Here is a 13,509-nt window from a genome sequence, read left to right as displayed (position 1 = left end):
TCATTCGGGGGCAACAACAGGGAATACGAGTTCATGTATCAATCTGTTAAAGGAGCGAGTGGTGAGCGCGGTGGGACTCGAACCCACGACCACATGATTAAAAGTTCGGTGGGGAGCGCGCTTCGAGAACTGGCGAAACGTGAGAGATTACATAGCCATATACTGGCCTGTTGCATAGGGGTGTGAGCGGCGTTTCGCAAACCGTCTCACCCTCATAACGTCTCACGACAGATCGTGACGGATCATCACTCAGCGGATCGCGCCGGTTCCTTCGCCGCTGTCGAACCATGCCACCATCTTGCCGATCGCCGCGTCGGCCATCTCGGGATGGCGCGCGAGGTAGTGCTTTAGGATCGTGTTCGCGCTGGCGGCCGTGTGACCGGTGACGCTGATGATCTCGGGGATGGTCGCGCCGCCAAGCGCCATCCAGACCACGGCCGTCGAGCGCAGGTTCTTGTCCCGGAAGGTGGCGACGGACGGGCAGGGCTTCAGCTTCCAAAGATGCCCGATCGTCGGCTCGCTCGCCGGCGGCGTCTTCCTCGCGATCGCGTCCTCGACCTTCTCCCCGACCAAGAGCCCGGCCGCCGCCAGCGCGCGCACGTCGGCAAAGGTGTGTCGATAGTGGTGTGTCGTCCAAGGCGCGCGCGTCTGCTCATCGATGACGACGAAGGGGCTGTTGATCTCGGCCGCCTGCCGGCGCGCCTTAGCGGCCGATAGTCGCCGCTCCAGCTCGGGGCTTTGCAGGACGGCGACGATCGCGCCCGTCTTGGACTGGCGCAACATGCGACGGCCGCGCACGAGGCCACCGGCGTCGTCCACCATCACGAGGCGGTCGTTCTGGCGCTGGCCGGTCCAAACGCCAAGCGTGACCATGTCTCCGATCTCGGGCCGTCCCATCGCGTCGGCCGCCGCGATCAAGGCCGCGATCTCTTCCCGCTCGCCGAAGCGAACGACGAGGTCCGGCGTCTGCATCCCAATGCTCTTGGCCGGGTTGCCGGCGAGGCGAACCTTGCCGCGCTTCAGGCCCCAGGAGATGGCGGCCGAGAGAGTGGCGATGCAGCCGCGCGCCGTCGCCAGACCCTTGGTCTCCCATAGCTCTTCATAAAGGCCATAGACGATCGTGCCATCGAGCGCGTCCACGGCCGAATGATAGAGCTCGTGGTCGAAGTTCTCGATTGCCGCCATCTTCCAGCGGTAATCGTTCCTTGTGTTCTCGGCATAGGGACGCACCTGCCGCTTGCCGCTCGCCTCGCCGCCAATCCAGCGCGGGGACTTCTGCCAGTCCTCGAACAGGTTCGCCAGCGTGTAGACGGCGGGCGCATGGCGAAGGGGCGCGGTGCCCTTGGGCCGCTTCCGGTTTGCGGCCTTCAGAAGCTCGGTCCGCTTGGCGGCGATCTTGTCGGCCATCCGGTTCGACCAGTCCAGCGCCTCGCCGGCGGTGAACCATGTGCCGTCCGGATGGATCAGGCTTTCGCCCTTGAAGCCGAGCTTGCGAAGGGACGCGCTCGGCACGAAGCGCGGGCGCCCCTCGCGCCATGCCACGTTTGGTATCTTCGGGGCGCCCGGTTTCTTCATGCCTGCTGGCTCCATTCACGCGCGAGCTGGCGGCCCGCTAGTTCGATCTCGACTTCCACGCTCGCCCAGAACCATCGTTCTTCGAAGAACGCGATCAGGCTGGCGATGTCATCCAGCTTGGGGCACATGGACATTTGGGGCCGCGGCGCGTTGCCATTCGCCGCGGCGAACATGCGCGCGGCCCTCATCGGCCTGCGCCATACCGAGCGCGCAGGCTCGCGTTCTGTTCTGAGACCAGCCGAGCCGGGCGATCGTTGGCCGGCGACGGCGCGGCTAGATCCTCGCTCTCTTGCGCTGCCACCCCGTTCGCTCGAACCCACGCCTCGAACGCGGCCCGGCTCCAGCGCCAGACCCCGCCCGGTAGCGGCGGCGGGAAGCCGTGATCCTTCGACAGGCGCTTGTGCTTTCGCATCAGCGATTGAGGGGTAAGTCCCATCGCCGATGCAATGTCCTCGATAGCCAATGTGAGCGGGGCGGAATGTCCCGGGACATTGTTAAGTGTGGCGTCGCTTGGAAGTCCCGGGACTTTGTTAAGTGCGATGCGTGTCACAACTGGCTCCTATCGCCAACAACGATGGCGATATGAAGCGCACGCAATTGCGTTCACGTCAACAAAATGAACGCAATTGCGTGTGATGCGTTGTTAATCTAGAGATGAATGTCGTGTAGCTGGCACACCATATCGTTGCCCTCTTGCTACCAGAGCGTGATGGGCGAGAGCGTTTTGGAAGGGCTTGTCAGGTGGACGAATTGGAGGAATTGGCCAAGGCCTGGGTACAGGCGGAGCCCGCAATGCGCCTCAAGGCTATGACTGCTCTAGCTTCGATGGCGGAGGCATCAGACGGAGCAATTCGAGGAGATGCCGTCGCTCTTCCGGAGAACGCGTCGCCGCAAGGGCAAGAAATTCCTCGCCCTCTCGATCCATCTGCATCCCGGTCAACACGTAGATCAAGCTGACGCCCAGCACCGCGCAAAGCTTCTCAGTCTGCGTGATGTTTGGGCTCGTTCCACGGTCGCGCATCTGCTGGATGTAGTTTGGGCCGAGTCCAGCAGCCGTGCTCAACGCGCGATCCGATCGCTCGTCTGCATCGATCAAACTAAGGAGTCGGTCGCGCCAAGTCGTCTCGCTCATGGCGAACTGGATAGCAGAGGAGGTCAAGCTTAAATGCACGAATATGCGTTCGTTGACACGAACGCATTTGCGTGCATTATCACGTTTTATGCGAACCCTTCTTTCTGAAATCGATGAGTTCCTAGCCGATGCGAAGCTAAGCGATTTCCGCTTTGGCCTCCTTGCGGCACAAAACGGACGCCTCGTATCGCGTTTGCGAGAAGGGCGGCGCTGCTGGCCTGAGACCGAAGCTAGAGTTCGGGCATTCATCTTATCCGAGACCTCTCGACGATTGGAGAGCGGCCCCCCGCGAGGCCGCTCTAAGTCCAAACCGAAAGAATACTGCCGAACGCCGGCCAATCCGACCAAGGTTCCCGGCTCCGACCCGTCTTCCGTGTCCCAATCTGACGCGGAGACCTTTGCATGTCCGACCGAATTGCGTCCGTCCTCGGCCTCCTCCTGTCGATGGCCGACGCCGTGATCATCGCGCTCGATCCCTCACTCGAACCCGCCGTCGCCGAAGCCAAGCGGAACGCGGCGCGCCTGCACAAGGCGCTCTATCGCGGACCGGGCGACACGGACGATGCGGTGCGCCACCGTGTGGCGAAGCTGACCGGCGTTCCGGCGAGCTATCTCCTGCGCCTGCACAAGCGCGCTCATGAAATGTCCGACGTGTCCGGCAAGTGGGCGCGTCTCCTGCAACAGGCTTGCGATGCCCTCGACCAGGCGGCCGCGCCGGTGGCGCTGGCGCTCGACCAGGCCGCCGAACGGGCCAACGCCCATGCTGAGGCGCTGGATGCCGACACTCTTTCGATCCGCCGGGAACTGGCTACGCGCACAATCGCGGCGCGCCGCCGCCCTCGGCAGGAATCTTTTCTTCAGGAGCTGGAGAGCGATCGAACGCTCGACCGCCCGCATCCGAAACCGGGGAGATAGGCCGTCATGATCGTGCCTGTCTGGGGCTTCTGGCTCGCCGTGTTCATGGCTTGGCTGATGGTCGCGAGCGCTGGCACGGCGCTCCTGTTCTGCGGCCGCTGGCTGGCGGGCTCCATGTTCGCCCTCTTCTGGGGCGGGCTCGGTGGCTTCCTGCTGATCGCGCTTTGCCAGGGGTGGGCGGCATGAGCGACGCGCCGGCTCTTCTCGCCGTCGTGGTGGTCGATGGCCTAGCGGGGCGTTTCTCTGATCCGGCCGCGCTCATGGCCGATGTGATCGAGACCGTCAATTCCGAATGGCGGCGCTGCCGCGTGGCGGGCGTCAACATCATCGACGCGCGCTGGTCGGGCGGGCGCATCTTCCTCGAAACGATGCCAGGTGAGCAGCCTCTGACGGTCGATGCCGTCCGCGAATTTCTCCAAGCAAAGAAGAGCAAGGCATGAACTGCGCCATAACGTCGGACGCTAGGTCATTCATCGGCCTTCCGTCTATCTCTCTGCAGCAATTCGGAGATATCGTCCCTAAAGCTGTAGCAAATATCTGCAAAGAGAAGGCGCTCAAACTCACTGTATCCGCCAGTGAAATCCATGCTCTGGGTTCGGCGCTTTATCTCTGCTTCTGTTGGAATGCTTCGAATGAACGCGTAGGGGAGAAGGAATGTATTAGCAGCTGCGAACACGTGCGCTGTATCGCGCCTGCTCCTGGCATTGCGCCACTGCACCCATCTTCTGAACATAGACCCCATCTGGCTCCCCTATCGCTTTGCAATGCTTTCGTTCTGGGGTCTTGCCGATGAATGCGCAATCGCCCTTGTTCGCGATCGAGGCGAAGCGTGTCGCTGCGGGTCTATCTATTGAAGCCCTCACATCGGCGAGCGGCATTTCAGAAAGTTCGTACAGGAAGGCGCTTGCTGGCGTTCGCAACCCCAAGCCTGTGACGCTCGGAAAACTGCGCACTGCGCTCACTCGCCTGACGCGCATCCAGTCTCCGACCGACAACTTAAATAGGCTTGTCGTCTCGACCTTTCATGCTGCCCTAGCACTGATGTGCGCGCGCGAGGGCGTCGCGACGGGCGACGTGCTGCGTCACGATCCAGCCCGGCGCGCCACGTCCGACGCCGCCTGGCTGCGGGCAGCGCGGCTGCGACAGCGCGCGATCGCGCTCGTCAACCAGGGGCTCGACCTTCCGCAATCCGAACTCGCCCGGGCGCTCGGCCTGACGCCGGCGGCGGTGAGCCTCGCCATGGGAGCGGTGGAAGACGCCCGCCACGACGATCCGCAACTCGACCGCGACATGGACGAGCTGGAGCGGCTGTTGCGGGGGGAAGCATGAGTGCACCTAGTTTAGGCGTTCAAGTCTTTGGCCAGTCGGTCGACTTCTTCGACGAGATCATATGCTCTTGTGGACAGATTTGCGGCAACCGCAACGAACTGCATACGATTAAGCATTGCCTGCTCGGATGTAATTCTGAAAGGCATGATGTTCTTATTGAACTTGGATATTGTGTGCTGCGAGAAGATGAAAAGCTGCTCCTGAGCTTTCTCGGCAGCGGAAAGAGCATTCCTGTAGGCTGCCGTCCCGTCCTTGTCGAAAAGCTCACGGATGTTCTTTATTTCATCCGCTCGAATGGCGGCGAGTATGCTGTCGAACGCTTCACCGTAAGGCGCTACGAGAGCTTTACCGTCAATCCTATCTGTCTCCTTGCCCGGTCCAACGAGTTCGATGGTGTTCTGGAGCGAAGCGATCGCGGCTTTGAGTCTATCCGTCACGTAGAGTGCTCGGGAAACGCGCAGCGTCTCGGGCGCACGAGCCATTCTGACGGTCTCGAAATGTCTCTGCGCCTCAGCTTTTTGGCCTGCGATCGTAACTGCGATGACGATCGCTCCGGTAAAAATCGCGAATGCGTTGGCCCATTCTCGGGTGCAGGTGAGGACGCTTTCCTTTGCCTCGCAAAACGGACCGTCTGTAAACAGCGGGATTTCGCCTGCGACGGCGATCAGAAGGAACGTGCCGGCGCCCACGGCAACGCCGAGCGGAAACGTCATCCAATTCGAATTCATCTCGCTCTTATCTCCCGTTTTAAGCGCGCGGCTCTAGCGTTCTATCGTGGGTGCGCCTGATGCGATCCGATCGCGACGATATCAAGCAAGGGTTGAAAAATCGGATCGGCGAGCTTTGCGCGCGTCTCCTGCCGGATGGCCGGCAGCAAGGCCGCTTCTGGGTCGCGCATAATCCGGTGACGGGCGACGCGATCGATCATCCCAAAGACCCGACGTTCAAGGTGCCGCTCGATGGCGATGCCGGCGCCTGGGTGGACTATCGCTCGGGCGACAAGGGCGATGTGATCCGCCTGATCGAATACACGCAGCGTCTCGACTTCCGCCAAGCCATGGATTGGGCGCGTGAGTTTCTGGGTCTGCGCGCCATGACGGCGCGCCAGCGCGTGGACTTCCGTGCCGAACAGGAAGCGCGGCGCGCCGAGGCGGCGAGGGCGGCCGAGGCCAAGGCGCTGGAGAAGCGCAAGGCCGTGCTGCGGCTTTGGGATGGCGCGGGATCGATCCTGGACGACACGCCGGCGGCCGCGCTCGGCCGTCGCTACTTCGAAGAGGGGCGCGGCACGCCGCTCGACCAGATCGACAACCTCGATCGCGTGACGTTCCGGGTGCATCCCGCGCTCGAATGGTGGCGCGGGGCGACATGGGAACGGCGCGGCGGCAGGCTCTGCAAGGTCGCGCCTGGTCCGAAGTTTCCCGCTGTCGTCTCGGGTTTTCGCTCGCCGACCGGCGTGGTGACGGCCGTGCATTGCACCTTCCTCGATCCCGTCGGGCCGCAAAAGGCTCCGGTGAAAGAGGCCAAGCTCATGTTCGGCGAGGCCGCCGGCAGCGTGATCGCGGTGAGCTGCGGGCCGACCGGTCTGCCCCACGACATGGCGAGCGAGCCGGGTCCGCTCGTCCTTTGCGAAGGCACCGAAGACGGCACGACGCTGGCGCTCGGCATTCCCGAAGCGCGCGTCTGGGCCGCCGGCTCGCTCCTGCACATGGGCAAGGCGCCCGTCTGGTTGCCCTGCGTCTCGGCCGTGTTCGTCGCGGCCGACAACGATTGGAAGAGCCGCACCGCACAGCGGCAGCTCGACCAGGTGCTGGCGGAAATTGCCAGTCACGGAAAGCCCGTGGAGGTCATGCGCTCCGCGATCGGCAAAGACTTCAACGACGGCATGACGGAGTGAGCATGGCGAAAGCGACGAAGGCCGACCTTGTGAAGGAGGCCGAAGGTCTCGGCATCGATGTCGATGGCCGGTGGGGCATCGAGACGATTCAAGAAAAGATCGACGCGGCGAGGGCTGCGCAAAGGCAGGACGGGCAGGGTGATGCGGCGGAAGATCAAGCGGGCGACGGTGAAACCGGCGAGGGCGGTGATGCAGCATCCGGGGATGCCGGATCGCAAGCGTCCGACGCCAGCGGCGAAGGCGGCGATCGGCCCCCTTTGGCCGATGAACCTGCCGCCGGCTCGTCTGAGATCGCATCGGTATCCGGATCGCGTGATGGACTGGAACAAGCCGACGAGTCTGACGGCGCTGATCCGGGTGCTGTTCCGGGGGCGATAGAAGGGCAGGCCGATGCGCAAGATCAGGCGGGCGAAGGCGAAACAGTGGTTCCGCTTCCGGAGGCCGGTGGCGTTTCGTCGGATCCTGCCGGCGCGGCTGCGCAGGTTTCGGATGCTGCGCAGTTGGAGGATCCCGGTGCCTCCGATGCGGGCGGATCGCCGGATGCTTCGTCGTCACAGGACGGTGGTTCGAACATCGGTGTTCTCGATGCATCTGACGATGGCGAAGATCAGGCGGGAAGTGATCTCGCGGGCGAGCCCGAAGGATCGGATGCCTCCGATGCTTCCGGACGAGATCCCTTTCTAGAGATGAGCCCGGACTATCTAGCCGCGCGCGATGCGATGACGTGGCCCATGGTTGCCGCGTTTCAGGCGGCCTGCTCAGTGCGTGGTGTTGCGAATGGCCGGGAGGCCGGCAGCTTCGCGATCGATCTGGACTGGATGCCGGGCACCGAAACCGCCGACAAGATGATCGCCCTGGTGCGCCATGCGGTGCCTTTCGTGCGCACCTGGTCGGATGCGCCGGCGGAAGCGCTCTATGGTCACGTCGCCAGCGGCGGCGGCGTGAACCTCGTCCTCGATGTCGCCTGGGCCGATCTCGATCTCGCCGACCAGGCGGCGTGGACGGTGTTTCGCGATACGCTGGTGACGCTCGATCGCTTCATTGCGTCGGACGCCGCCCGGAACGCGGCGGTCGAAGAGCGGCCGGTCTTTGCCGTGTCGGCCGACGAACTGACGCTTGAGACGGCCGACGATCGCTTCGCCTCGTCCGACTTCGCCGGGGTGCGCGCATGAGCGACGGTTCCGAGCTGGTCGGCGGTGGTCGCATCCGCTCCTTCGTGGAGCGCGTCGAGAACCTGACGCGCGAAAAGCAGGAAATCGCGGACGGGATCAAGGAAGTCTACGCCGAAGCCAAAGGCGAGGGGTTCGACGTCAAAATCCTGAAGGAGATCGTCAAGCTCCGGACGCAGGACAAAGACGAGCGCGACGAGCACGAAACGCTTCTCGACCTCTACCTCCGCGCGATGGATGAGGCCGCCGCTTCGGCCTGATCTCCCGACCCTTTCCCGGCCGTCTCCTCCCCGGCCGGGCGCATTGGCGGCGTCTCCTGTCTCGCGTGGCGCCGCCCTTTTTTTATCCTGAGTACCGGGCATCATGGCAAAGCAGGTTTCCAAGCGTGGCGTTAGCAATGTTCGTGCGGCCTTCGTGGACGCGAACCTTGCTTTGGAAGAAGCCAAGCTCGACCCAGAACTGTTGAAAGACCCGAACCTCGAACGGTTCGGATGCCGGCCCGGCAAATGGGAGGGCGCGCCCTGGGACGCGATGCCGCCCGGCTGTCCCGTCCAGGTGCTCGGGTACAATGGCGCCGTGACCTATTGCCGATCGGCGGCCGGACAGCTCACCGCCATCGAGCGGTGGACCAATGGCGAGATCGAAAACCTTTTCGCCCCCTATATCTCCTATGCCCTTTGGGCTTGGCCGGGCTTCGGCTCAGCGGGCAAGGATGCGGATGGCAATCCGACCGACCCCGTGGTGAAGCGTCTGGAGCGCGACCGAGCGCGCAATGCTCTGATCAACGAGGGTCGCCGGCGCGGCCTCTTCGACCCACAGGACAGCGTTCGCGGCCGGGGTGGCTGGCGCGACAAGAGCGAACGGTTCGTCTGGAACTCGGGCGGCTTCCTCTGGACCGTGACGAACGGCAAGCTCGAAGCGACACGGCCAATGGAATATGACGGGCACTTCTACGAGATGAAGCCGGACGTGCTGCGGCCATGGAACGAGCCGATCGCGCCTGAGAACTCGCCCGCCTCGACGATTCTCAAGAGCCTAAAGACTTGGAGTTTCGAGAACGAACTCGATGCGCTCTTCGTGCTCGGCTGGATGGCGACGGGCCTCATGGGCGGCGCGCTCGACTGGCGGCCGGTGATCTTCACGACGGGCGGCGCCGGCGTCGGCAAATCCACCCTGCAAGGGCTCATCAAGCGGGTGCTCGGCCGCTCGCTCCTGGACACGACCGACACGACGCAGGCGGGCATCTATCAGCGCGTCCGGAACGACTGTCTGCCGGTCATGGTGGACGAGTTGGAGAACAAGGCCGGATCGAGCCGCGCCACGACCATCATCGAACTGGCGCGCCTGGCGGCGTCCGGCGGCTTCATGAACCGGGGCGGCGCGGACCATGAGGGCGTCATGTTCCAGGCCCGCAATTCCTTCCTGATGAGCGCGATCAACCCGCCGCCCTTGGAGACGCAGGATCGCAGCCGAATGCCGATCCTGAACCTTGCCCGGCTCGACAAGAGCCGGAAGGCGACGGACATCGTCGTGCGCGACGAGGACGGCCGCATGATCCTGCGGCAGATCATGGATGGATGGACCGAGTTTCACGAGGCAATCCTGCCGCGCTGGAAGCTGGCGCTGCATGAGGCCGGCCTCGACGCCCGCGCCCAAGCGACCTATGGGACGCTGCTCGCGGCGGCCGAGCTGCTGATCGGCACGGACATCATGGCCGAGATGGGGATCGACGTCGAGACGGCGATCGGCGGCGACGACATGCGCCGCGCCGGCGCGATGATCTCGCACCTGACGGCGGCCGAGCGATCGGAGCAGACGGACAATTGGCAGGAATGCCTTGAGCACGTCATGGCCTCGCCGATCGAGGCTTGGCGATCGGGTGAGCGCATCACGATCGGATCGGTGCTCTACGACTATCGACGTGGGGAGCTGCACTACAACGACGCGAAGCACCGCCTGGCAGCGGCAGGGCTCGGCCTGCGTGAGGCCCTGAAGCCGCACGATTGGGGCTCCCTTGCGATCCCCTACAAGAAGCTGCCGGCGCTGAACAAAATTTTCGCCGACACGAAGTGGAATGGCGGCGTTTGGTCGAGCGCGCTGAAGCAGGGACCGAAGGACGTGGTGGTCCGCGATCTCGACCAGAAGTTTCACACGCTGCGGATCGCTGGGGTGCCGATGAAGTGCCTTCTGGTGGACGTGAAGGCGTTTGACGAGCTGGTGGGTGGGGATGGAACCTAATTCACGGGTTTACAGTACGAACGGCCGTTATATCGGATAAGACCCAAGACCGGCCCGACTTGCTCAAGACTCCGTCTGCGACAATGAATTTTCCAGCCATATGGGCGTTGGCCGCTTCCAGATAGTCAACTGGATTCAACTTCATCAGAACGCGGATATGACCATATTCTGGGCTGTCCCAACTGACTAAAACGTCTCTCTCGTTCTTGAGATCGAGCAAATCAGATGGGTTGCTCTCTGTTTTTAGCTGCGTTATTCTTCCAACAATAGAGCATTGCTTTGGTTTTTCGGTTGCGCGCAGTCTATTCGAGGCGTCTCTCAAGAGTTCCAAATGTCCAATCTCAAGGCTAAACGACCGGTCCTTGCTGATCGCAGGCGTGGTCCACTCTGGAGAGAATTCAAAAGAAAATTCAACCTTAGAGAGATTTGTGTCCTCAAGTATTGCGGCAAGTTCGTCACACATGTTGGAACTTAAGCCACTGCCCTCACTCACAAGAGGATCAATACTCCTCTCCAACACAGCAACCTCATAGCATTGCAGGCCTTCTGCGAGACGGCTGACAACACGACGCCCGAAGGGTGCGGCTGAGGGGAGATCAAATAGTTCCGGTGTGTCATTGAAACCGATGGGCGACTCTACTGTGAAGCCGAAGCTGCCTTCGAAAGTGTGGCCAAACCGGCAGTCATCAGCGTACTGCGTAGCCTCCTTTTTGTTTCTAGGAAAGCTTCGCCCTTCCCCAGCTTCAGTTGTAGCTGTGGCGGCGAGGATGCTTCTCATGCAAATTATAAATTGATTCGCTGTCCCTAACTTTATGGATTTATCTGAAACATATTCATCGGGAATCTTGCTGTAGATAATGTCAAAAGAAATAGATTTGATTTTTTCCACAATCGCATCGATGGTGGAGTCATAAACCTGACTTATGGTGGTGACTATATCAAAATATTGCTTCGCCGTAACAGCAACAGTCGGCCGAATATCGATTATCACATTCACGTCACCAGATAGTTTTTCATCTTTGTATGTGAATTTCTTGAGTGCTCCGTCCTTACTGGTTCGCGCAGACCATCCGTTCTTCTCGAGAAACCGAATGAGGGAACGCTTTTGTAGCCTTCCGAAGCTTGGATCAAGTATCATCATCCGAACATCTCCTCGCGACGTACTTTCTCAGCGGCCAGTTCACGAGCTAGATTCGTAGCGTTGAAAATGTTTTCTCTCGGTATTTGAATTGATCTTCGAGTGTCTTCCGACTCGATAGGATCACCTTCGAGCGTCGTGTAATAGCAACAACGCTGAAGTTGCATGTGACTTTCGCTTGAATTTACCCAGTGCCGTTCATCTCTGGGGAGGCACATGAGTATTAATATTGCTCTACAAGCGCTGGCGGGCCGACTTACCAGGTCGTTATATGTTTTGGAGGTGATACCCCATACAATCGAAGTTGGGGTCTCACGCCAATTCCAACTGCACTTCAATTGAAATTCGATGGGATAGCCAGCTTTCACGTGACGATTTCGAGGAGTTTGAGCTCCACGTTGAGTTTGTCGCTTGACTATCGTGTCAAAAGAACCATCGAAACCGTAATCAAACTCAGAACCCATAGTCAGATGGGCGCGAGCAGCTGCAGAAATCGCATGAATGTAAGCGCGGCTCAAACCCTCCTGCGCATGGTCCTTTGTAAGCACTCGGCGTCCCCACCAGTTCAACTGACGCAACTCTAAAGCGAAGAGCGCTGGATTCGCCAGTAGGGTTTCGCACGCGGCACCTAGAGTGGTTCGAGGCGTTGGGACGCTCTGCAACCTCATACCCTCAACCTCCGCACCGGTGAACCTGCCTTCTGCGAGGTGTCCAACCAAATCTACCCAAAAACCAAACGGCTCGGTAGACCGGGGCATAGCCCGGTCTCGGCTCCAGTTCCTTCCTAAGGTATGAAGCAGACCGACTGCTCCCGCCCGAGAGCCGCTTTCACCCAAGCATACTCGGCAACGCTCGCTCTTCTCGATCCACAGCCCCTGCCCATAGCTGATAAAGCGGAGCCCTCGCGATCCGTCCCTCTCGGCATTCGCCGACCCGGTCCGTTCACTTCGGGCACTTAATGGGGGCGCTGCTGTGCCACGGTGGCGGATCACTGGCGCATGGGCGGGTGAGGGAAGGGCAGCGTTACCACGGTAACGCCTCCAGTAACGCCCGGTAACGCTGGAAATCAGGGAAATCAATGACTTGTCAGGAGCGTTACCGCGTTACCGCGAAAATAGCCTTCGCGTACGCGCGCGCGCCTGCACCCGCGAGGTTGGTAACATGGTAACAGGTAACGTCAGGGATATATCCCTATGAAAAGACAAGCAAAATCGGCGTTACCAAGCGTTACCGAATGGCGTTCGATCCGTTACCGGACTTGAGGCCGCGAGATCGGAATAAAATAGGGGTCGAATAGTCGAACCGACTGATCCGCAAGCGAAAATTGGGGCTGTGAGTGGCACACACGCGGGACAATCCGGGCGATCCGGCGGCGGCGATCGAGGCCGATCAGGACGATTTCTTCGGCGACGCTGGCCCGCTGTTCGCCGGGCCGGTGAAGCACGTTGCGGATACGATCGAGAAGGCCAAAGGGCGCGGGAGGCCCAAGGGAGCCGCCAACAAGCGCACGACGGCCATGCGAGACCTGATCCTCGCCATGGGCTTCCGGCACCCGGCCTTGAACCTCGCGGCCCTGGCGAATGCCAGCCCGGACGAGCTGGCGAAGGAACTGAACTGCGAGAAGGCCGAGGCGATGGCGTTTATCCTGAAGGCCAACGTCGAGATGATGCCGTACATGGAAAGCAAGCGACCGGTGGAAGTCCACGTCGAAGAGCGATCGCTGGGCGTCCTCGTCGTCGGCGAGATGCCATCGCAGGCGGTCGCGGACGGTGTGTTCTCGCTGACGGGCGAGATCGCGGAAGTCGAGGAAGATCAATAGCTTAGCCGAACAGGGCAGGTGAGGCGCGGGGTGGTGGCGTCTCACCCTATGAGCTAAGCCTCTGTGATTGCTGGTGAAATCGGCATATCGCACATGATTGAAAATCATGGGACCGACGACGAGGCAAACCGCGCTCGGTATTTATTATCGCGATAAATAACGCGCGCGCTACGCGCGATACCGCCCCTGGCCGCGCCCGCCAAACCGCGCGCGCCTGGCCGCGCTTCAAAACCCGCGCGCGCCCTCCCTACCAGGGGTGTGCGCTCTCACACACACCAGCCGTTCCGGCCTGCGCACTTG

15 protein-coding genes are annotated in these 13,509 nt (G+C 61.3%); 9 read left to right on the top strand and 6 right to left on the bottom strand.

Annotation, left to right across the window (positions count from 1 at the left end; all coding sequences use genetic code 11):
* Positions 1–249: 249 nt before the first annotated feature.
* From NS365_RS01235 to NS365_RS01230, 3 genes are all read right to left on the bottom strand, one after another.
* A complete protein-coding gene (locus tag NS365_RS01235; protein ID WP_058598447.1) occupies positions 250–1,542 on the bottom strand; it encodes a hypothetical protein in 1,293 nt (430 codons plus the stop codon).
* Between the two features lie 29 nt (positions 1,543–1,571).
* Positions 1,572–1,748: a hypothetical protein gene (locus NS365_RS24345; protein ID WP_193753356.1), complete on the bottom strand. Its 177-nt coding sequence runs from the start codon at positions 1,746–1,748 to the stop codon at positions 1,572–1,574.
* Between the two features lie 632 nt (positions 1,749–2,380).
* Positions 2,381–2,707: a hypothetical protein gene (locus tag NS365_RS01230; protein WP_153003601.1), complete on the bottom strand. Its 327-nt coding sequence runs from the start codon at positions 2,705–2,707 to the stop codon at positions 2,381–2,383.
* A gap of 402 nt (positions 2,708–3,109) precedes the next feature.
* Between NS365_RS01230 and NS365_RS01225 the strand changes: the two genes are divergently transcribed.
* The 4 genes from NS365_RS01225 (at position 3,110) to NS365_RS23975 (ending at position 4,951) form a co-directional block, all read left to right on the top strand.
* Complete coding sequence (locus NS365_RS01225) at positions 3,110–3,622, top strand: hypothetical protein (protein ID WP_058598445.1); 513 nt, start codon at positions 3,110–3,112, stop codon at positions 3,620–3,622.
* A gap of 6 nt (positions 3,623–3,628) precedes the next feature.
* On the top strand, positions 3,629–3,808 hold the full coding sequence (locus NS365_RS01220) for a hypothetical protein (protein WP_058598444.1): 180 nt from the start codon (positions 3,629–3,631) through the stop codon (positions 3,806–3,808).
* On the top strand, positions 3,805–4,062 hold the full coding sequence (locus tag NS365_RS01215) for a hypothetical protein (RefSeq protein ID WP_058598443.1): 258 nt from the start codon (positions 3,805–3,807) through the stop codon (positions 4,060–4,062). The genes NS365_RS01220 and NS365_RS01215 overlap by 4 nt, the downstream gene beginning before the upstream one ends.
* Before the next feature lie 349 nt (positions 4,063–4,411).
* Positions 4,412–4,951 carry a helix-turn-helix domain-containing protein gene (locus NS365_RS23975; protein ID WP_153003600.1) on the top strand — a complete coding sequence of 180 codons (540 nt, stop codon included), beginning with the start codon at positions 4,412–4,414 and terminating at the stop codon, positions 4,949–4,951.
* A gap of 11 nt (positions 4,952–4,962) precedes the next feature.
* On the opposite strand, the gene NS365_RS01200 is transcribed toward NS365_RS23975, so the two are convergent.
* Positions 4,963–5,664, bottom strand: a complete 702-nt coding sequence (locus NS365_RS01200) for a hypothetical protein (RefSeq protein ID WP_153003599.1) — start codon at positions 5,662–5,664, stop codon at positions 4,963–4,965.
* Positions 5,665–5,738: 74 nt separating this feature from the next.
* Here NS365_RS01200 and NS365_RS01195 point away from each other — a divergent pair, with 74 nt between their 5' ends.
* The 4 genes from NS365_RS01195 (at position 5,739) to NS365_RS01180 (ending at position 10,252) form a co-directional block, all read left to right on the top strand.
* The gene (locus NS365_RS01195) at positions 5,739–6,845 is read left to right on the top strand and encodes a DUF7146 domain-containing protein (protein ID WP_058598439.1); all 1,107 of its coding nucleotides are present in this window, start codon (positions 5,739–5,741) and stop codon (positions 6,843–6,845) included.
* A gap of 2 nt (positions 6,846–6,847) precedes the next feature.
* Positions 6,848–8,017 carry a hypothetical protein gene (locus NS365_RS01190; RefSeq protein ID WP_058598438.1) on the top strand — a complete coding sequence of 390 codons (1,170 nt, stop codon included), beginning with the start codon at positions 6,848–6,850 and terminating at the stop codon, positions 8,015–8,017.
* Positions 8,014–8,274 carry a DUF2312 domain-containing protein gene (locus NS365_RS01185; protein ID WP_058598437.1) on the top strand — a complete coding sequence of 87 codons (261 nt, stop codon included), beginning with the start codon at positions 8,014–8,016 and terminating at the stop codon, positions 8,272–8,274. The genes NS365_RS01190 and NS365_RS01185 overlap by 4 nt, the downstream gene beginning before the upstream one ends.
* A gap of 103 nt (positions 8,275–8,377) precedes the next feature.
* Positions 8,378–10,252: a hypothetical protein gene (locus NS365_RS01180; RefSeq protein WP_153003598.1), complete on the top strand. Its 1,875-nt coding sequence runs from the start codon at positions 8,378–8,380 to the stop codon at positions 10,250–10,252.
* A gap of 1 nt (position 10,253) precedes the next feature.
* Here the strand turns inward: NS365_RS01180 and NS365_RS01175 are convergent, their stop codons facing one another.
* Positions 10,254–11,393 carry a hypothetical protein gene (locus tag NS365_RS01175; protein ID WP_058598435.1) on the bottom strand — a complete coding sequence of 380 codons (1,140 nt, stop codon included), beginning with the start codon at positions 11,391–11,393 and terminating at the stop codon, positions 10,254–10,256.
* Entirely contained in the window at positions 11,390–12,058 is a 669-nt protein-coding gene (locus tag NS365_RS23410; RefSeq protein WP_082684344.1) for a DUF4365 domain-containing protein, read from the bottom strand. Before NS365_RS23410 ends, NS365_RS01175 begins: the two co-directional genes overlap by 4 nt.
* A gap of 668 nt (positions 12,059–12,726) precedes the next feature.
* Here NS365_RS23410 and NS365_RS01170 point away from each other — a divergent pair.
* Complete coding sequence (locus NS365_RS01170; RefSeq protein WP_058598434.1) at positions 12,727–13,209, top strand: hypothetical protein; 483 nt, start codon at positions 12,727–12,729, stop codon at positions 13,207–13,209.
* Positions 13,210–13,509: the final 300 nt, after the last annotated feature.

Source organism: Aureimonas ureilytica (assembly GCF_001475935.1).
Taxonomy (GTDB): domain Bacteria; phylum Pseudomonadota; class Alphaproteobacteria; order Rhizobiales; family Rhizobiaceae; genus Aureimonas; species Aureimonas ureilytica_A.
Note: the sequence above shows the minus strand (reverse complement) of the source record. Positions and strands in the feature narration are given on the sequence as shown.